The organism is Synechococcus sp. R6-5, assembly GCF_047461775.1.
In the GTDB taxonomy this organism is placed as follows: domain Bacteria; phylum Cyanobacteriota; class Cyanobacteriia; order Thermostichales; family Thermostichaceae; genus Thermostichus.
Genome location: NZ_JANSHV010000109.1, coordinates 1 through 17295 on the forward strand (window position 1 = coordinate 1; position 17295 = coordinate 17295).

At 60.0% G+C, this 17295-nt stretch carries 18 protein-coding genes; 10 read left to right on the plus strand and 8 right to left on the minus strand.

The window, feature by feature from the left end; genetic code table 11:
- Positions 1-5 precede the first annotated feature (5 nt).
- Entirely contained in the window at positions 6-608 is a 603-nt protein-coding gene (locus NW818_RS06655) for an aldo/keto reductase (RefSeq protein ID WP_414424130.1), read from the minus strand.
- Positions 609-838: 230 nt separating this feature from the next.
- Between NW818_RS06655 and NW818_RS06660 the strand changes: the two genes are divergently transcribed.
- Complete coding sequence (locus NW818_RS06660; protein WP_414343236.1) at positions 839-1366, plus strand: hypothetical protein; 528 nt, start codon at positions 839-841, stop codon at positions 1364-1366.
- Positions 1367-1426: 60 nt separating this feature from the next.
- Positions 1427-3061: a CTP synthase gene (locus NW818_RS06665; protein ID WP_414424131.1), complete on the plus strand. Its 1635-nt coding sequence runs from the start codon at positions 1427-1429 to the stop codon at positions 3059-3061.
- Between the two features lie 121 nt (positions 3062-3182).
- On the opposite strand, the gene NW818_RS06670 is transcribed toward NW818_RS06665, so the two are convergent.
- Positions 3183-4145: an RNA polymerase sigma factor RpoD/SigA gene (locus NW818_RS06670; protein WP_414424132.1), complete on the minus strand. Its 963-nt coding sequence runs from the start codon at positions 4143-4145 to the stop codon at positions 3183-3185.
- A 268-nt stretch (positions 4146-4413) separates the two neighbouring features.
- On the opposite strand from NW818_RS06670, the gene NW818_RS06675 reads away from it, so the two are divergent.
- From NW818_RS06675 to NW818_RS06695, 5 genes are all read left to right on the plus strand, one after another.
- Positions 4414-4599: a DUF2256 domain-containing protein gene (locus NW818_RS06675; protein ID WP_041437321.1), complete on the plus strand. Its 186-nt coding sequence runs from the start codon at positions 4414-4416 to the stop codon at positions 4597-4599.
- 49 nt (positions 4600-4648) lie between these two features.
- Complete coding sequence (locus tag NW818_RS06680; RefSeq protein ID WP_414388089.1) at positions 4649-5125, plus strand: phosphate-starvation-inducible PsiE family protein; 477 nt, start codon at positions 4649-4651, stop codon at positions 5123-5125.
- 221 nt (positions 5126-5346) lie between these two features.
- Entirely contained in the window at positions 5347-5826 is a 480-nt protein-coding gene (locus NW818_RS06685; protein WP_414419228.1) for a peptidylprolyl isomerase, read from the plus strand.
- A gap of 110 nt (positions 5827-5936) precedes the next feature.
- A complete protein-coding gene (gene gvpJ, locus NW818_RS06690) occupies positions 5937-7211 on the plus strand; it encodes a gas vesicle protein GvpJ (RefSeq protein WP_414424133.1) in 1275 nt (424 codons plus the stop codon).
- 123 nt (positions 7212-7334) lie between these two features.
- Positions 7335-8918, plus strand: coding sequence for an NAD(P)H-quinone oxidoreductase subunit N (locus tag NW818_RS06695; RefSeq protein ID WP_414424145.1), 1584 nt, complete (start codon positions 7335-7337; stop codon positions 8916-8918).
- Between the two features lie 338 nt (positions 8919-9256).
- Here the strand turns inward: NW818_RS06695 and NW818_RS06700 are convergent, their stop codons facing one another.
- The 6 genes from NW818_RS06700 to NW818_RS06725 form a co-directional block, all read right to left on the minus strand.
- Entirely contained in the window at positions 9257-9826 is a 570-nt protein-coding gene (locus NW818_RS06700) for a photosystem I assembly protein Ycf4 (protein WP_414424134.1), read from the minus strand.
- A gap of 303 nt (positions 9827-10129) precedes the next feature.
- Complete coding sequence (locus NW818_RS06705; RefSeq protein ID WP_414424135.1) at positions 10130-11203, minus strand: S-layer homology domain-containing protein; 1074 nt, start codon at positions 11201-11203, stop codon at positions 10130-10132.
- A 45-nt stretch (positions 11204-11248) separates the two neighbouring features.
- Complete coding sequence (locus tag NW818_RS06710) at positions 11249-11563, minus strand: DUF3181 family protein (protein WP_011433076.1); 315 nt, start codon at positions 11561-11563, stop codon at positions 11249-11251.
- A 63-nt stretch (positions 11564-11626) separates the two neighbouring features.
- Positions 11627-12256: a hypothetical protein gene (locus tag NW818_RS06715; protein WP_414424136.1), complete on the minus strand. Its 630-nt coding sequence runs from the start codon at positions 12254-12256 to the stop codon at positions 11627-11629.
- 35 nt (positions 12257-12291) lie between these two features.
- Positions 12292-12876, minus strand: a complete 585-nt coding sequence (locus tag NW818_RS06720; protein WP_414343226.1) for an anti-sigma factor family protein — start codon at positions 12874-12876, stop codon at positions 12292-12294.
- Between the two features lie 2 nt (positions 12877-12878).
- On the minus strand, positions 12879-13541 hold the full coding sequence (locus tag NW818_RS06725) for a sigma-70 family RNA polymerase sigma factor (RefSeq protein ID WP_414424137.1): 663 nt from the start codon (positions 13539-13541) through the stop codon (positions 12879-12881).
- Between the two features lie 276 nt (positions 13542-13817).
- Here NW818_RS06725 and NW818_RS06730 point away from each other — a divergent pair, with 276 nt between their 5' ends.
- From NW818_RS06730 to NW818_RS06740, 3 genes are all read left to right on the plus strand, one after another.
- Entirely contained in the window at positions 13818-14525 is a 708-nt protein-coding gene (locus NW818_RS06730) for a Crp/Fnr family transcriptional regulator (RefSeq protein WP_414424138.1), read from the plus strand.
- A 19-nt stretch (positions 14526-14544) separates the two neighbouring features.
- Complete coding sequence (locus NW818_RS06735) at positions 14545-15039, plus strand: DUF427 domain-containing protein (RefSeq protein ID WP_011433071.1); 495 nt, start codon at positions 14545-14547, stop codon at positions 15037-15039.
- A gap of 128 nt (positions 15040-15167) precedes the next feature.
- Positions 15168-17240 (plus strand): SH3 domain-containing protein, encoded by a 2073-nt coding sequence (locus NW818_RS06740; RefSeq protein WP_414424139.1) that lies wholly within the window; start codon positions 15168-15170, stop codon positions 17238-17240.
- Positions 17241-17295 lie beyond the last annotated feature (55 nt).

Genomic DNA, 17295 nt, shown 5'->3' on the forward strand with positions numbered 1-17295 from the left:
GCTTATTATTGACTAGAGTCATGCTCTCGACAGTAGGGCAAGACCTCTGCTTCAATCTGCCGCTCGAACAGGTTGTAGGGGGGCTGGGCGGTGTGCAGAGGAGCCACCCGGCGAAACCGATCCAGTTGTTCTGGGGAAAAGTTGCTGACCCCAATGGCGCGGATCTTGCCCTGCTGCAGCAACTGCCCCAGAAACGCCGCCGTTTCTTCGATCGGTTCCAAGGGATCCGGCCAATGAATTTGGTAGAGATCGATCACATCTGTTTGCAAGCGGCGCAGAGAATCCTCCAGTTCTTGGGCCAAGCGAGGCAGGCTGGAGTTGCGCACCACTTTGTTGTTTGTCCACTCCAGTCCCGCTTTGGTGGCGAGAACCACCCGATCGCGGCAACCTGAGTCTTTGATCGCTTGCCCCAGCACTTCCTCCGAAACACCCAGTCCGTAGATGGGAGCGGTGTCGAAGGTGGTTATGCCCAAATCAATGGCTTTGCGAATCGTGGTGTAAGATTCCTGGCGGTCGGAAGGGCCCCACCAGCCGCCGCCCATCGCCCAAGTGCCCAGGCCCACCCGGCTCAACCTTAGCCCTGCATCTGCGAGGGTGACGAACTCCATGGCTGCTCCTGCTGAACCCCGATCCTCCCACTGTGGCCAGGGATCCTCTCCAAAAATCTAGCAGACATTGCTGACAGCAGCCGAGGTTGCGTGAACGACCCAAGCCTGTGACCGGGGTTGGAAGGAGAGGAGAGGCTTTTGACTCTGCTGTTGTAAGGAACTGAATCGATAGGATCCCATTCAAGAGCTGCAGCGTCTCTCAACCCAGAACTTTTGCGAGGAATGGCTCCATGAAGCCCACTTTTCTTGTCTCTACTGTCAGCTCCGTCGGTATGGCTCTCCTGTGGGGATCCCTTCTGGCTGGAAGGGCTGCCCAAGCGCAGGTGATCACCCCTCTTTTCCCCTCTGGAACTCCCATCCCCGTCGAACCCTTGCCCCCCAGCCCGGACATTCCCACCCTGCCCATTGTGCCGGATCCCCGGCCTGTGCCGGCAACCCCTGCTCCCCAGCGACCGCTGCCCAGGGGGAGTTTTGAGGAGATCAGCCGCTACTTCCGCGATCTCAACCGCGCCAAAAACCTGGCCCGCCAAGCTGCCGAGATCGCCAATGGGGGCCTGCAGCGCTATCGCGCCGAAGCTTCCATGCACGGGGCAGCCATTGACTCGCCGTTTGAAGAGTTTGAAGACGCCTGGATCTTCACCTTCCGGGGGGGAGAGCCCGGCTTCGTCCAGCCCAGCATCGAAACCCAGGTGCGGGTAGACAGGCGCACCTTTCAAACCACCATCCTCTACAATGGCCCCATCCGCTCCCGCCGCTGACGGCAGCCTGGGATCCCTGCCATCCTTGGCATAATCAGAAAAGGGCGAGGGATCCGGGGTATGACCAAGTTTGTCTTCGTCACCGGTGGAGTGGTCTCCAGCATCGGCAAAGGCATTGTAGCGGCCAGCTTGGGTCGCCTCCTCAAATCCCGCAACTACACGGTGTCGATTTTGAAGCTGGATCCCTACATCAATGTGGATCCCGGCACCATGAGTCCCTACCAGCATGGAGAAGTGTTCGTCACCGACGACGGCGCCGAGACCGACCTGGACTTGGGCCACTACGAGCGCTTCACCGACACCAACATGTCTAAGCTCAACAACGTCACCACCGGCTCCATCTACCAGGCCGTGATCCACAAAGAGCGGCGCGGCGATTACCAGGGCAGCACGGTGCAGGTGATCCCCCATGTTACCCAAGAGATCAAAGAGCGGATCCGGCGAGTGGCCCGCGAGACCAACCCCGATGTGGTGCTGGTGGAGGTGGGGGGCACGGTGGGAGATATCGAGTCTTTGCCCTTTTTGGAGGCCATCCGCCAATTTCGCAAGGACGTGGGCCGCGCCAATGTCGCCTATGTGCATGTCACCCTGGTGCCCCTGATCAAAGCGGCAGGGGAGATGAAAACCAAGCCCACCCAGCACTCGGTCAAGGAGCTGCGCTCTATTGGTATCCAGCCGGACGTGTTGGTGTGCCGCTGCGAACAGCCATTGCCCCGCGGGATCAAGGAGAAGATCTCCGAGTTTTGCGATGTGCCGGTGGAATGTGTGATTCAGGCGCAGGATGCCCCCAGCATCTACGACGTGCCTCTGGTGCTCGAGCAGGAGGGGTTGGCGCAGCGGGTTTTGGAGATCCTCAACCTGGATCCGCAGCAGCCAGATCTACGGGAGTGGGAGCTCCTGGTGCAGCGGCTGCACCACCCCCAAGAGCAGGTGGAGATTGCCATTGTCGGCAAATACGTGCGCCTTACGGATGCCTATCTTTCCGTGGCCGAGGCCCTGCGCCATGCCGGGTTGGCCCTCAATGCCGGCGTCACCCTGCGCTGGATCTCTTCTGAGGAGATCGAAGAGCGGGGACCAGAGGCATTGCTTTCCGGCGTGGATGGAGTGGTGGTGCCAGGGGGGTTTGGCAATCGCGGCATCGAGGGCAAAGTGGCTACCATCCGCTACGTGCGCGAGCAAGGCATTCCCTTCCTAGGGCTGTGTCTGGGCATGCAATGCGCGGTGATCGACTGGGGATGTCACATTGCCCATCTGGAGCGGGCCAACAGCTACGAGTTTGATCCCGATACCCCCCACCCTGTCATCAGCCTGCTGCCGGAGCAGAAAGATGTGGAAGATCTGGGAGGAACCCTGCGGCTGGGCCTCTATCCCTGTCGCATCATGCCCAATACCCTAGCGGCCAAGCTCTACGGTGAGGCCATCATCTACGAGCGGCACCGCCATCGCTATGAGTTTAACAATGCCTACCGCAGCCTTTTTCTGGACTCTGGTTATATCATCAGCGGCGTCTCGCCGGATAACCGCTTGGTGGAGATTATCGAGCTGCCCAGCCACCCCTTTTTCATCGCCACCCAGTTCCATCCGGAGTTTCGCTCCCGCCCCAACCGCCCCCACCCCCTCTTTTTGGGGTTGATCGAAGCTGCCCTGCGCAGCCGCCCTCAGCCTCACCCCCTGCAGTTGCAGAAGATGGGCTAGTTGACAGATCCCTTGTCCAAAAGTGGGGGCACGCCTCTGGTCCTGGTTCTGCAGAGCTTTGCTGAACATAAACTGCTGCGGAATCCTGGGTTTCGCCTGTGGAGCAGCCGTGGCCTACTGCCTAAAACGAGGTCATCCAATCTGCCAAAATTTCCTGTCGGCGTGGATGGCGCAGTTTGCGCATGGCTCGTGCTTGAATTTGTCGGACGCGCTCTCGAGACAGGCCGAAGAGCTGACCAATTTCGGAGAGAGTGTGCAGGTGGCCATCTTTCAGCCCATAGCGGAGCTTGAGGATTTCTTGCTCTCGGGGGCTGAGCTGCTCCAGCATTTCTTCCAGTTGGGCAGACAGCAGGTGCAAGTCCATTTGCGATTCGGGAGTGGGGCCGTTGGCGGCCTCGATAAGCTGCATCAGCTCCGTATCTTCCTCTTTGCCGACCGGAGTATGCAGCGAAAGAGTTTGGCGACCGGCTTCCAAGAGGGTTAAGAGAGCGTCCAGCTTGTCGGGGGAAATCTCCAGAGCTTTGGCAATCTCTGCTTGGGTGGGGCGACGGTTTAGGGCTTCGGTCAGATCTCGCCGGATCCGCTTCACCTGGTTGAGCTTTTCTACCATGTGCACCGGGATCCGCACCAGGCGCCCCTGATTGGCAACGGCGCGGGTGATCCCTTGGGGAATCCACCAGTAGGCGTAGGTGGAAAACTTGTAGCCGCGTTCGTACTCAAATTTTTCTGCGGCCCGGATCAGGCCGATGGTGCCTTCTTGAATCAGATCCAGAAACGGCACACCGCGATTTAAGTACTTTTTGGCAATCGAGACCACCAGGCGCAGGTTGGCCCTAACCAATTCCCGTTTCGCCCGTTCCCCGGCGGCTCCCCCCTCTGCAATCAGCCGTCCCAATTTCACTTCCTGCTCGGCATTGAGGAGTGGGTAGCGAGCCATTTCCCGCAAAAATACGCCCACTGAGTCCTCCGACAGCGAGGCTTGAGTTGCCCGGCTGCCGGGTTTGCTGAGCCGTACCTCAACCCGTTTCGGTGGGGGGGGACAATTCTGAACAGCTACATCCATCCCATTCGGTTGAGACTTCATACAAACTCACATCCACAAGCGGATGTTGGAAACTTTGCTTGGATACAGGACAGAACCGGTTGACCCTTCAGCAAACCCAGCTCCCTGCAGACACAGGGCAGAGATCTCGCCGGATTTCAAGAGGCTACTCGGTTTCTCTTCTCAGAAGGTTCAGAATTTAGCTTTTGCTAAGGTGGGGCGCAGGCCAAGCACCCCCGTGATGGTAACGGTCAGCATCCGGTAGGATTGTTAAACTGACTACAGAGTTGACCTTGTTTTGCAGTGCACCATGCCACGCCAACGGAAGAAATCGGATTTGCCCAGCAAGATTTGTCTCACCTGTCAGCGACCCTTCACCTGGCGCAAAAAGTGGGCCGACTGTTGGTCGGAGGTGAAATACTGTTCTGAGCGGTGTCGCAATCATCGCCCCAAGGGATCCCTGCCTGCTTCCCGGCAAGACGGTTGGGACGGATAATGTTGTCTCAGGATCAGGACATAAGGGTTTGGATCTGTCGGGGTTGGCGATGCGGTTTCTCAAGTGGCTGTTGCACAATCCCCACGAGACAGAAGAGGAGGATCCCTTTTTGCGGGCCATCACCCGCCTGGAAAGCCTGATCTCGAAGCTACTGTCAATTTTGATGATCGGGCTAATCGTAGTAGCAGTGGTGGACTTGGCCCGGTTCTTGGTGGCAGATTTGTTGACCGAGCCAACTGGGTTTTTCTCCACCACTTTAATCGAGATCTTCGGCCTCTTTTTAAATATTTTGATTGCGCTGGAAATTCTAGAGAACATCACCGCCTACTTGCAAAAGCAAGTGGTACAGGTGGAGTTGGTAATCGTCACCTCTTTGATCGCGGTGGCCCGCAAGATCATCATTTTCGATTTCGAGAAGCTGGGGGGGTTGGAGCTCATTGGCTTGGGGGCAGCGACGTTGGCCCTCTCGGTAAGTTATTGGCTGGTGCGGCGAGCCAAGTCTCCATCCAAGTCCGGGGAAGATTAAGCTCGGACAGAATCCTGGTACGATGGGGATGGAGCTTTCCTGCAAGAATTGTGCGTGCGCGATCTAAGTTGGCCAGCCTGGTGAAGTTAGCTGTGCTGATGGTGGTGCTTTGGGTGGGGTTGAGTGCTCTCCCTGTTTTGGCCCGCCTGCATTCTTCTCGCGATTTGCTCCTGGCACAACACTTGGGCAAACCCGTGAAAACCTACAACAATCCCCCCCCGATGGTGATCGACCCGGCCAAGTCCTACACGGCCACGATGGAGACCACCGCCGGCACAATGGTTCTGGAGCTGTTTCCTCAGGAAGCTCCCCTGGCCGTGAACAATTTCGTCTTTCTGGCCAACGATCACTTTTACGATGGCATCATCTTTCACCGCGTGATTCGGGGCTTCATGATCCAAGGTGGGGATCCCACGGGTACAGGGCGGGGTGGGCCGGGGTACCGCTTTCCCGATGAGCCGGTGCAACGTCCCTACAGCCGCGGCACTTTGGCGATGGCCAATGCTGGCCCCAACACCAACGGCAGCCAGTTCTTCATCATGCATGCCGACTACCCGCTGCCGCCCAACTACACGATCTTTGGGCAATTGATCGAGGGAGAGGATGTGTTGGATAAAATTGCAACTGCGCCCACCGGCCCTCAGGATCGCCCCCTGAAACCGGTGGAGATCAAGTCGGTTCGCATCTTGGAATCCAATTAGGTTGGGCCAATCGGGTGGAACAGTTTGGTTAAATTAACTTGGCCTCTGGCCCCATTTTTGCAACTTGCCCTCAGGGGGACTCAGGTATGGAGTTCGCTAGGCCCCGGCGAATGTCCCCCCGCATTCTGGTTCTGGATTTTGATGGTGTGCTCTGCGATGGGCGGGCGGAGTATTTTGCCTCTTCCTGCCGCGTTTGTGCTCAGGTGTGGGGCTTGGCTCCTGCTCAGCTAGAGCCGCTGCGTCCTGCTTTTGACCGTCTGCGCCCGCTGATCGAGACCGGCTGGGAGATGCCTCTGTTGTTGTGGGGGCTACAGGAAGGGATCCGGGAGGAGGACTTGCGCCAAGACTGGCCGGGCTGGCGTCAGCAGTTGTTGCAGCAGTCAGGGATCCCTGCCCTCTCTCTAATCCAAGCGTTGGATCGGGTGCGGGATCGTTGGATTGAAGAGGATCTGCAGGGGTGGCTGGGGCTACACCGCTTTTATCCGGGGGTGGCGGCTTGGCTACGCCAGGTTCAGGCTGCAGGGGAGCCGCGCTTGGCCATCCTCAGCACCAAAGAGGGACGGTTCATCCAGCAGCTCTTGGGTCGAGCAGGGATCCAACTGCCACGCCACCGCATTCTGGGCAAGGAGGTGCGCGCCCCCAAGGCCACCACTTTACAGCGGCTACTGGCTGCCGCCCAACTGCCGGCTGAGGAGCTGTGGTTTGTGGAGGATCGCCTGCAAACGCTGCGCCAGGTGCAGAGGGTGCCGGAGCTGGAGCAGGTTCTCTTGTTTTTGGCCGACTGGGGCTACAACCTACCAGAGGAAAGGGAAGAAGTCGCGCGGGATCCCCGTCTCCATTTGCTCAGCCTGGAACAGCTTTGCCAGCCCTTTGACCGTTGGATTGCCCCTTCTCCCCCGCCGCGCTTTTCTATCAGTCCCGCCAGCTGGGAAGACTTGAGCCAGGCTCGGCCCACCCCTGGCCGGAAACGCCCGGAAGCCGGTTTGGCCTCTCTGGTGCTGACCTTGGTGGAGCTGTTGCGGCAGTTGATGGAGGCGCAGGTGGTGCGGCAAATGGAGGCTGAGCGCCTTTCTGCAGAGCAGATTGAGCGGGCCGGCAGCAGCCTACAGGCCCTGCGGGAGCAAATTCGACACATCTGCAGCCTGTTGGAGATTGACCCGGCGGATTTAAACCTGGATCTCGGAGATCTGGGCACCCTCCTGCCCCGCCAGGGGGACTACTACCCCGGACAACCCCACCGCGAGGGATCCCTGCTGGAACTCTTGGATCGCCTGATCCACACCGGCATCGTCATCGATGGGGAGATCGACCTGGGGCTGGCGGACTTGGATCTGATCCACGCCCGCCTGAAGTTGGTGCTCACCTCCAGCGCCAAGCTCTACTGAGCCTGTAGATTGAGAGCGCTGATGGAGACGATTGGGAGAAGAGATGCCGGAAGCGGGGAGAGAGACCAGAAATCGCGGTATGCTGGCTGTGGATCCCCTTCATCTGTCTTCATGTCTTCCCCTATGGATGTCTTTGCCCCAACCGGAAACCTGTATGCCGGTGCCATTTGGCCGGAAGTGGTGGTTACCCTCACCCTCTTGCTCGTCTTGGTGGTGGATTTAATCGGCGGGTCGGCGGCACGCAAAAGTCTTCCGGCCCTCTCCATCTTTGGCTTGATTGGGGCTTTGGTGACCTTGGTGTTGCAGTGGCAGCAGCCCCAGTTGGAGAGCTTCTTGGGCAGCTTTGCAGCGGATCCCATCAGCATTCTCTTCCGTGGCCTGGTGGTGGGGACGGCGGTACTGACCGTGATGATGGCGGAGCGCTACATCTCTCAGTCCGGAGCGCCCACAGGCGAGTTTTATGTGTTGCTGCTCACGGCCACCTTGGGGGGCATGTTCCTCTCCGGGGCGACGGACTTGATCCTAGTGTTTGTATCTCTGGAAACCCTGGGCATCGCCAGCTACTTGATGGCCGGCTATACCAAGCGGGATCCCCGTTCTTCGGAGGCAGCCCTGAAATATCTCTTGATCGGGGCCAGCAGCACAGCCATTTTTCTCTACGGCATGTCGCTGCTCTACGGCCTTTCGGGTGGGCAAACGAAGCTGGAAGCCATCGCCTCATCCATGGGGGATGCCGGTTTGGCAGGGATCATCGCTTTGGTCCTCTGCATTGGTGGTATCGGGTTTAAGTTGGCGGCGGTGCCCTTCCACCAGTGGACTCCTGATGTCTACGAGGGATCCCCAACGCCGGTGGTGGCCTTTTTGTCAGTGGGATCCAAAGCAGCAGGCTTTGCCTTGGCGGTGCGCTTTCTGGCCACCGTATTTCCGGCCATGACGGAAGAGTGGCGGGCGGTGCTCTCGGTGCTGGCCATTTTGACCATGGTGCTGGGGAATGTGGTGGCCATTGCCCAAACCCGCCTCAAACGGCTGCTGGCCTATTCTTCCATTGGACAGGCGGGCTTTGTTTTGATCGGCTTGGTGGCGGGCACTGAGGCCGGCTATGCCAGCTTGATCTTCTACTTGATGGTCTATTTGGTCATGAACTTGGGGGCCTTTTTGTGCATCACCCTGTTCAGCCTGAAGACCGGCACCGATGAAATTAGCGAGTACAGCGGCCTCTACCAAAAGGATCCCTTCCTCACCCTTTGCTTGAGCATTTGTCTGCTTTCGTTGGGTGGGTTGCCCCCTCTGGCGGGCTTCTTCGGCAAGTTGTACCTGTTCTGGGCCGGTTGGCAGGCAGGGGCCTATACCCTAGTGTTGGTGGGGTTGGTCACCAGCGTCATCTCCATCTACTACTACGTGCGGGTGGTGAAAACCATCGTGGTGAAAGAGCCGCAAGAGATGTCGGTTTCAGTGCAAAATTACCCTGAGACCAACTGGCAGGCGGAAGGCATGCAGGCTCTGCGGGTGGGCTTGGTGTTCACTTTGGTGGCTACCATCTTTGCCGGGATCCTCTCCAATCCCCTCTTTACCCTCTCCATCCAGGCAGTGGAGCAAAGCCCGTTCTTGGGGTTCCCAGCCGCACAAGCCTTCCTTCCAGAGTCGGCAAGACTTCAGGTGGCAGTCAAGGGATCCCTGGGTTCCTCTTCTCAAGCTGGCGAAGGCTAGTTTTTGAGATGCTCTCCATCCCGAGGTTTTAAAAAGCGACGCTCGGCAGCGCGCGCTTCAGTTGTGCAGATATGGTCATTTCTCCCTCTGGAAGAAGGGCTGCAGCGCGAAACACCTGGGGAGCGTCTCAACCTAGTCTCAATCTAATTTGAACTAATTTGAAAGGACTCTAATCCAGAAGAGGGTCTCCCCACCCCAAAGGGATCCGGGATCTCTTCAAGGCCTCCGCATTAGCGCCCACCGATTACAGCAATGTAGTTGGTCACCCATTCGTAGTAGGGCACACATCCCTCACGCGGCCATCAGGGTGCGATCACAGCGCATGATGCCCCAGGGAATCAAATGCCCTCTAAGCTGACGTTGAGAAAGCGGGCGATCTCGGCTGCTTGGTTTTCGATCTCCATCAGGGGGGGAGGCTGGCCCACTCCGGTGAGGGGGATGTCACCACGTCCTTTCACCCGCAAGTAAATGGCTCGGCGGGGGTTAAGCCCCTCTCTCAGCTCCACCCGTAAGCTTTGCACATCGGCAAAGTCATACTCCAGGCGGACTTCACGGTTTTTGCCCGGAAAGCCCTGGCGCACCAGCGTTATCTTTTGCGTGCGCCGGTCGAACTCGTTGTAGCCGCCTCCCAAGTTCCAGTACAGGCTCAGCCATTGGTACAACCCTGCCAGGAAGCCGAGCACGCCGTAGAAGAGCATGGCAATGCCCTGGGGAATGAACACCAGGCTGGCGGGGTCGGAAAAGGGGAGCAAATTGCGGTGGAGATAGCTGGAAAGGCCGGCCAAGGTAAAGCCCAGCCCTCCCCCCGTCAGCGCCACCGCCCAAAAGTACACGCTGGGCCGCCGCGACCCAATCACGGTGTAGCGCAGCAGATCGGCAGAACGGATTTCAGGAACAATGGCGGACACAGTTGGGATCCCTGCAGGTTTTCCAAGGCTGGCTTCCCCCATTCTATAGGCTATGGGCGGCAAGGGTTTTCCCCAGCAGAGGGGCGCTCAGGGGACTGGCAAGAGCTAGAGCCGCCTGGGGAATGGGGGCGGAAGTCCTCTGCGCTGTACAGCCCCTCTCCCGAAGGGAGTTAGGGATAGTTTTTATTGTTATGGCTCCTTTTGCTCCTTGTAAGAGCCGTAGCAGGGATCCCTGCTGGGGTTCTGAGGCGTTCTATCTGCTGACAGAGCCCAACAGCATACGCCAATGGGATCCCTCTCACCTCAGGGTTGGGTTTGGCGTGGGGTAACGATCCTGCCCTCCCCTGGGGCAACTTCCGAGGAACGGGGGCGGGCCGGCGCAGAGGGCTCATCAACGGCATTCGAGGGAGAGGCAGGGTTGGGATCCGGCTCGGGAGAAGCCGTCTGCTCCGGTTCTGCGGCAGGGGGAGAAGGCTGAGGCTCAGGGGTTGGGTCTGGCAGGGCTGGCGGCTGGGGTAGGGCGTCTTGGGCTGTTCGTTCCCCAAAAGCCGATAAGGCAATGGCAGCTTCCCCGCGGCTGACCGGCTCGAAGGGGTTGAAGGTGCGGATGGGGCCAAAGGTGCGCAGCACGGTGGAGGCATTCTCCAGACTGCGATCCGCTACCAGAGCAGGAACAACCTCAGGAGGAATTTGCGCCGCATCGGTAAACCCCCAGCGCTCTTCCAGCTCTGCTCGGGATCCCTTGATCTGGCCGGGAGGTAAGTCCAGAGGCACCTTCATGCGGATCAACTCTGCCCGCGACAGCAGGCTGTTGGGGCGAAACTCTCGATTGGCATCTCCGGCAATTATGCCGGCAGCTCCCAGGGCTTGAATGTAGCGAAAGTTGGGATCCTCTTCCGGCACATCCAAAAAGAGGGGGCGTTCCGAGGGGGATCCCAGGCGGATTTGCCGGCTGGGCTCATCGGCGTGGATGGCGTTGTTGGCCAACACCAGCCAACGGGCAAATTCTCCGCGACGAACGCTGCGCTGCGGCTGAAATTCGCTGCTGGAGATATCGGCAAAAACTCCCAACCGATCCAGGTATCCCACCGAACGGGCCACCAGAGATCCCGGCTCCAGGTCTGCAAAGCGGCTGCTGTCCTGGCTGGGCAGAGGTGAAGAGGGGGCGGGAGCAGTGGGGATCGAGATAGAGGGTGGGATGGATCCCGGCAAAGGTTGAGGCGAGGGAGATGCCGGCAGCTCAGGTTGGGCTGTGGGCAGACCTACTGGGCGTACAGCGCGCTCCAGCCGTTCTCCCCACTCGGTTCCCTGACAGGCCGACAACAGCCAGAGCAGCGGAATAAGGCTGCCGAGCTTGAGCCAGGGGCCAGGCCGCATAGGTTTAGACTGATGATGCACCGCTCTACCTTTCTCTATTGGTCTCTATTGGGCCCATTTGCGGCTGAACTCCTCCAGCACGTCCAGCAGGTTAAGCAGGCTTTGCATCGGCAGGAGATCGGCCAGGGGCAATTCTTTGCGCCCACCCCCCACTTTCACCGGGATCCCTTGCAAGATCTCTGTGACGGCGTCCTCATCCACCTTGCCTGCCATCACCTGGGGTGCCAGTCGCTCCGCCAAAAGGGTATGCAGGTGGGCATCGCGCAGGTAAAGATGCCAGCGGGCCACATCGATGTAAACTTCTTTACCAATGGCAGCAGCTAATTGCTCAATGTCTGGGTTGCTGGGCACTTTGGCCATCGCTCAGCTCCGTTGGGGGTTGCGTCTGCCCTTGCTCAATCATAACCCGAACCCAAGGACTCCTCAGGGAGAGCTGGCAGCCGAGCGGTCGGGTAGAGGTAGGGCGAAGTTCTCTTGCAACTGCCGCAGCATCAACAGGTGTTCCAGAGCTAGGCGATCCCGTTCTGTCCGCAACTGGCTCAGTTGGGCCTGAATTTGGCGGATATCGGCCTCGTCGGAGTCCCAGGTTTGCAAAAGGCGGTAGAGGCGCTCTTGTTGGTTGGCAATTTGCCGGTTTAGGCGGGCTAGACGGCGGCTGAACTCCACATCCATTTCCTCTGCCAGCTCGGGATCCGGCAGCAGGGCCAAGCGATCCCAATGGATGCCCAGGTCGGCCAAGCTTGGCGGGGGCGGATCCAACTCCTTGAGAAGGGGGAAGTCCGGAAAGGGCGATAGCTCCGTCTTGGGAGGGGCCCATTGGTTTTGATCGGGGGCAGGGGTGAGACGGGATCCGGGCGAAGGCAGGTTCGTGGGTTGGGGGGCGGGCTCCTGTCCACTGGGAGAGGAGTGCAACTGCTTCGGACTCCGTCCCGCCGGCGCGGACGGCGTTGCCAGATGGCTACCGCTGGGATCTGCCTGGGCCGACAGGGATCCCAGACTGCATAGCCAAAGGCAGACTCCTAGCCCACAAGCCCAGCGAACTGCTTTTTCCACCCTGCGCTCCTCAGTCTTTCTCAAGCCTGCTCAGGTCATTCCCAGCCCACCTCGGCCCTGGTCGCGTTGGCGGGGCGAGATCCACGGTTGGGGATTGTCTCAAACAAAATCGAGTAGGCATCTTGCTTTTGCCCCGGCTCGAAAAGATAGCGTTGGGCAACACGAGCAGAGGCAGGCACGATGGCCACGCGCACCGGCGGATCTTCCAGCGATACCAAAGGCTGGGGATGAGACCAACGCCATCCCACCCAGCCCGCCCCTGCCAAGGCCACTACAGCCGCTGCCACCCGTCCCCAAGGGGTGCCCTTGCGTCGCCGCCAGCCCAGGTCGAGCATTGGCCGCCGATCCAGCTCAGCGAACACACGGCTGATCAACAGCTCCGTCTGGGTGGAGTTCAAGGTTGGGGCCTTGAGATTGGCCAAACCGGCCTGCAGAGCTGCCAGTTGGCTGTACAGTTGCCGCGCTTGGGGATCGCTGGCCAGCCAATCTTCCACCTGCCGCGCTTCCTGGGACGACAATTCCCCGTCCAGGTAGGCGCTCAACTGTTCAAAGCGCTCATCCACCACCGGCAGCTCTTGCTGGGGATCCCTGGGGTCGGGGTTGGGGTTGCCGCGAACCATGGTCATTCACCATTAAGGTAGGGTTTTAGGGTGGATTGTAGGCGGGCGCGGGCGCGCGCAATGCGAGACTTAACAGTGCCCAAAGACACCCCTGTGATCTCGGCAATTTCCTCATAAGCCATTCCCTGAATTTCCCGCAGCAGGATTGTCTGGCGAAAGGCCTGCGGCAAGTCGCGGACGGCTTGGTGCAATCGCTCGTAGAACTCGCAGGTGGCGAGGTGCTCATGGGGACTGGGGCTCTCGCTGGGCAGCTCCCACTCCATCTCGCTATCCCGCATCTGAATCGGCGCATCCAGAGAAAGGGGCTGCTGCTGTCGTTTGCGCTTGCGCAGCTCGTCGTAAAACAGGTTGGTGGCGATCCGCCCCAGCCAGCTGCGAAATTTTGCCGGCTCCTGTAGGCGTTTCAGGTGGCGGTAGGCCCGGATCCAAACTTCCTGGGCCAAATCATGCCGGTCGTGCCAGTCGGGAGCAAGATGGTAGAGCACCTTGTCCACATGGGCCTGATGGCGACGCATCAGCTCGGCAAAAGCCTCCCGATGGGGCTGGGATCCCTGCTGACAGATCAGCACCAGATCCGCATCAGCGAGCTTTTCGGGCCGCACAGGCACGTTCTTCACCAAGACGGACCAGCGCTGGCCACTGATGTCGCTGAGGGCAGCATCCATAGGCATCCATAGGTTGTAACAACAGCAACAGCGGAGGGATCCCCTCCCAGACAGAACCTCTGTTGCCCAGACGAAATGGCAGAGTTTGGGTTCCCCCCACCCTCAACCGCAGGGTAGCTCTAGAGGCTCTGAGGGCCATACCGGCAAGACTCCACAGCAAGACCACCTCCTCACTAGATCTTGGCGCACATGGCGGGGTGGTGGATTGCAGGATAGCTCTTGAGTTGGTAACTGGGCTACAGTGGGCTTGCGGTATGGTGAAACGTCCGACCCGCCATGGCTTCCGATGCTCCTGTTGCCCTTCTCTCCGAGCTCAAGGCGGTGCCAATGTTGGCCGAACTTTCGGCGACGTCCTTGCAATGGTTGGGATCCCAGGTCAAGCTGCGGGATATCCCGGCGGGACAGGCCCTCTTCATGCAAGATGCCTGGGGCAGCGTAGTTTATCTGATCCTCGCCGGTTGGGCTAAGGTGCGGCGGGCTTTGCGGGCGCAAGACAGCACCAAAACCCTTGCCTTGCTGGGGCCGGGCGCTTGGGTGGGGGAAATGGCGGTACTGGACGAAGCTCCCCGCTCCCGAGATGTGCTGGCCCTAACCCCGCTGCGGGTGGCCGGGATCCCGGCGGCAACCTTCAAAGCACTGATGCTGCAGGAGCCGCAACTGTGCTACCAACTGGCCTGCAGCCTCTCCCGTCGCCTGCGCCTGGCCAACTTGCAGGCGGATCTCGACCAGCAGAGCCCCCCGGTGCGGGTGGTGCATACACTGGTGCAACTGGCGGAAGCTTTTGGCGAGAAGACCGCCCAGGGGATGCGCATTGTCTACCCTCCCCCCCAGGATTTGGCCGATCTCAGCCAGGTTAGCCGAGAGACAGCCACGGCGGTGCTAAGCCGTCTGCAGCAGCAGGGAGTTATTCAGCCTTTGCCGGAGCAACAGTCTTTGCTGCTGATCCAGTACGCCAAACTGGTAGAGGCCACCCGTCTGCTTTAGATATTGAAGATATTGACCCATGTCTCCCCAACCGATTTCTCCCCATCCAGGACAAGAATCTGTCTGGGACTATCCGCGCCCACCTCGTCTGGAGCCCACCACAGAACTGGTGGAAGTTCTCTTCAATGGCGAGCTCATTGCCCAAAGCCGCCGTTGCTACCGCGTCCTGGAAACCAGCCACCCGCCCACCTACTACATTCCCCCCACCGACGTTCGACTGCAGTATCTCCGCCCCAGCTCTCGCACCTCTTTCTGTGAGTTCAAAGGGGCTGCCTGCTACTGGACAGTTCAGGTCGGATCCCAAACAGCCGTAGATGCCGCCTGGAGCTATCCGGATCCCAGCCCGGCGTTTTTGCCCATCCGCGACTACCTTGCCTTTTATCCAGGCCGTGTGCAGGAGTGCCGGGTAGGTGGAGAACGAGTCCGGCCTCAACCCGGAGATTTCTACGGCGGTTGGATCACCTCAAAGGTCGTAGGCCCTTTCAAAGGAGAGCCGGGTAGCTGGAACTGGTAGGGGCGGAGCAGCGATTCCCGAGGGGGGATCCCTTTTACCCACGAAAAGGACTACAGTTAAGTCGATGCGGGTAAGTTGTCCAAGGACTCCGTCCCGCTGGCACGAACAGGAGAGCGCGGACAAAAACCATGACGGTGCGGGTGCCCCTCGACTATTATCGGGTTTTGATGCTGTCGGCACGGGCAGATGAGCATCAGATTGAGCAGGCATACCGGGAGCGAATCGATCTCAAGCCGGGCGAGCGCTCCTGGCTGTCGGGGTTCTCGCCACAGGCCGTGGAAGCTCGCGCCCAGATGATCCAAGAGGCGGCTTCTGTGCTGCTGAACCCCGAGGCACGGCGAAACTACGACGAACACCTCATGCCAACGGATCCCACCTTGACGGTGGAGGAGGCGCACCTACCGGGAGTGCTGTGCTTGTATTGCGAAGCCGGAGAGTACCAGGCTGCGTTGGACTTGGCTCAACACCTGTTGGAGCAGGGCCACCCTGCTCGTTCCGATGCCATTTTGGCGCGGGCCATCGCTCGTCTGGAACTGGGTCGAGAAGCCTGGCAACAGGGATCCTACGAAGAGGCGGCGCGTTCTTTACAGGCGGGCTTGGCGGAGCTGGAGGAGTGCCAGGCCTTTCCGCAGATGCAAGCGGAGATCCGCATCGATTTGGGCAAGCTGCGCCCCTATCGCATTTTGCAACTCCTCAGCCACGAGGCCCATGCTCCCGCCCCAGCCGGAAGAGAGACTCTTGTGCTCCGCACCGCTGATGCGAATGGGGAGCGGCAGCAGGGACTGGCTCTCCTCAAAGCCATGCTGGACGAACGGGGCGGCATCGAGGGGATGGGGCAAGATGGCTCTGGCCTCAGCACCGAAGATTTCCTGCGCTTTATCCAACGGGTACGTCGCCACCTCACCCTCAAAGAACAGCAGGAGTTGTTCGAGCGGGAGGCTGAGCGTCCCTCGATGGTGGCCGCCTACTTGGCCGTGCAGGTGTTGCTGGCGGCAGGTTATCTGGAAAACCGCCCGGCTCTGGTGCGGCGTGCTCGCGGCTACCTGGCTCGTCTGGCGCAGCGGCAGGATGTGCATCTGGAGCAGGCCATCTGTAGTCTGTTGCTGGGGCAGACCGAAGACGCGCTCGCCCATCTGCGCTCCACCCAAGAAGTAGAGGCCTTGCAGTTTATCGAAGAACACTCCGCCGGTTCTCCCGACCGTCTGCCGGGTCTGTGCCGCTTCACAGAAAAATGGTTTCAGGAGGAGGTGTTCCCGGAGTTCCGCAGTCTGGAAGCCGCCCAAGTGACGTTGCAAGCCTACTTCGACAACCCCCAAGTACAAGCTTACCTGGACGAAATGCCCAGCCGCGAAGACCCGCCGGCAGGGATGCTCTCTCCCAGTGCTCCGCACCGCTGTCGCGAACAAGCCCCCCATCCCCCACCTCATTTGCCTGCCGTGGTGGGTCCTGAGCCAACCCAGGAATTGTACCGCCCACCCGCCCCTTGGCAACAGGGGGTGCCAGAACCCCCGCGCCTCTCGGATTTGCCCTCTTACCGCAGCACCCCCAAAGCAGGCGTCTCTGCTCTTGCGGATGAGAGTTCTAGTGCTCCGCACCGCTGTCGCGAACGCGCCCAAGACCGTTCCCCTCAGCGGGAGGGAGCTGGCGTGAGCGGAATGCAGGAAGTGGAACGTTACCGCCGCAGCCGCTTGGGATTCCGTAAGCGTCCTGCCCTTCCCGCCGTGGGCTTCGCACCGCTGACGCGAGTGGCCGGGGTGGTCGGTGTGGGCATTCTCTCCCTGCTGGTCATCTGGCAAATGTTGCGGGGCCTCTTCACGCCGCCGCCGGCACCACCGCTGGAGCAACCCCAGGTGCAAATTGAGCAGCCGCCGGTTGACATATCGCTACGCGACGCCTCCGCGAACGACAATCCCGGCCAGACGGAACTCACTCCCCCGCCTGAGCTAACCGGCCCTCTGGCGGAGTGGCAAGGAGTACAACAGGTGCGGGTGGTCTCCAACGATGGCCTCAACATTCGCCAGCAACCCAGCCTGACGGGAGCCATTGTCGGGACAGCCCCACGCCAAGCCCTGCTGCGGGTGGTGGAGGTGCGGGCTGGGGAGGGACAGGTGCCCGTCTGGCTGCGCATTGAGCGAGATGGGGCTCCGGGGGGATGGGTCGCCGCCCAGTCGGGCTCTACCCGTCTGGTGGAACGGCCCTAGCTCTCCCTTGCTGCCAGCCGTTATTGCTCCGCAGTGCTGTCGCGACCAGGGGGTA

Bases quoted from the DNA above. Each gene is read 5' to 3' on its own strand.
- NW818_RS06655 (WP_414424130.1), bottom strand. From the start codon at position 608: ATGGAGTTCGTCACCCTCGCAGATGCAGGGCTAAGGTTGAGCCGGGTG.
- NW818_RS06660 (WP_414343236.1), top strand. From the start codon at position 839: ATGAAGCCCACTTTTCTTGTCTCTACTGTCAGCTCCGTCGGTATGGCT.
- NW818_RS06665 (WP_414424131.1), top strand. From the start codon at position 1,427: ATGACCAAGTTTGTCTTCGTCACCGGTGGAGTGGTCTCCAGCATCGGC.
- NW818_RS06670 (WP_414424132.1), bottom strand. From the start codon at position 4,145: ATGAAGTCTCAACCGAATGGGATGGATGTAGCTGTTCAGAATTGTCCC.
- NW818_RS06675 (WP_041437321.1), top strand. From the start codon at position 4,414: ATGCCACGCCAACGGAAGAAATCGGATTTGCCCAGCAAGATTTGTCTC.
- NW818_RS06680 (WP_414388089.1), top strand. From the start codon at position 4,649: ATGCGGTTTCTCAAGTGGCTGTTGCACAATCCCCACGAGACAGAAGAG.
- NW818_RS06685 (WP_414419228.1), top strand. From the start codon at position 5,347: ATGGTGATCGACCCGGCCAAGTCCTACACGGCCACGATGGAGACCACC.
- gvpJ (WP_414424133.1), top strand. From the start codon at position 5,937: ATGTCCCCCCGCATTCTGGTTCTGGATTTTGATGGTGTGCTCTGCGAT.
- NW818_RS06695 (WP_414424145.1), top strand. From the start codon at position 7,335: ATGGATGTCTTTGCCCCAACCGGAAACCTGTATGCCGGTGCCATTTGG.
- NW818_RS06705 (WP_414424135.1), bottom strand. From the start codon at position 11,203: ATGCGGCCTGGCCCCTGGCTCAAGCTCGGCAGCCTTATTCCGCTGCTC.
- NW818_RS06710 (WP_011433076.1), bottom strand. From the start codon at position 11,563: ATGGCCAAAGTGCCCAGCAACCCAGACATTGAGCAATTAGCTGCTGCC.
- NW818_RS06720 (WP_414343226.1), bottom strand. From the start codon at position 12,876: ATGGTTCGCGGCAACCCCAACCCCGACCCCAGGGATCCCCAGCAAGAG.
- NW818_RS06725 (WP_414424137.1), bottom strand. From the start codon at position 13,541: ATGGATGCTGCCCTCAGCGACATCAGTGGCCAGCGCTGGTCCGTCTTG.
- NW818_RS06730 (WP_414424138.1), top strand. From the start codon at position 13,818: ATGGCTTCCGATGCTCCTGTTGCCCTTCTCTCCGAGCTCAAGGCGGTG.
- NW818_RS06735 (WP_011433071.1), top strand. From the start codon at position 14,545: ATGTCTCCCCAACCGATTTCTCCCCATCCAGGACAAGAATCTGTCTGG.
- NW818_RS06740 (WP_414424139.1), top strand. From the start codon at position 15,168: ATGACGGTGCGGGTGCCCCTCGACTATTATCGGGTTTTGATGCTGTCG.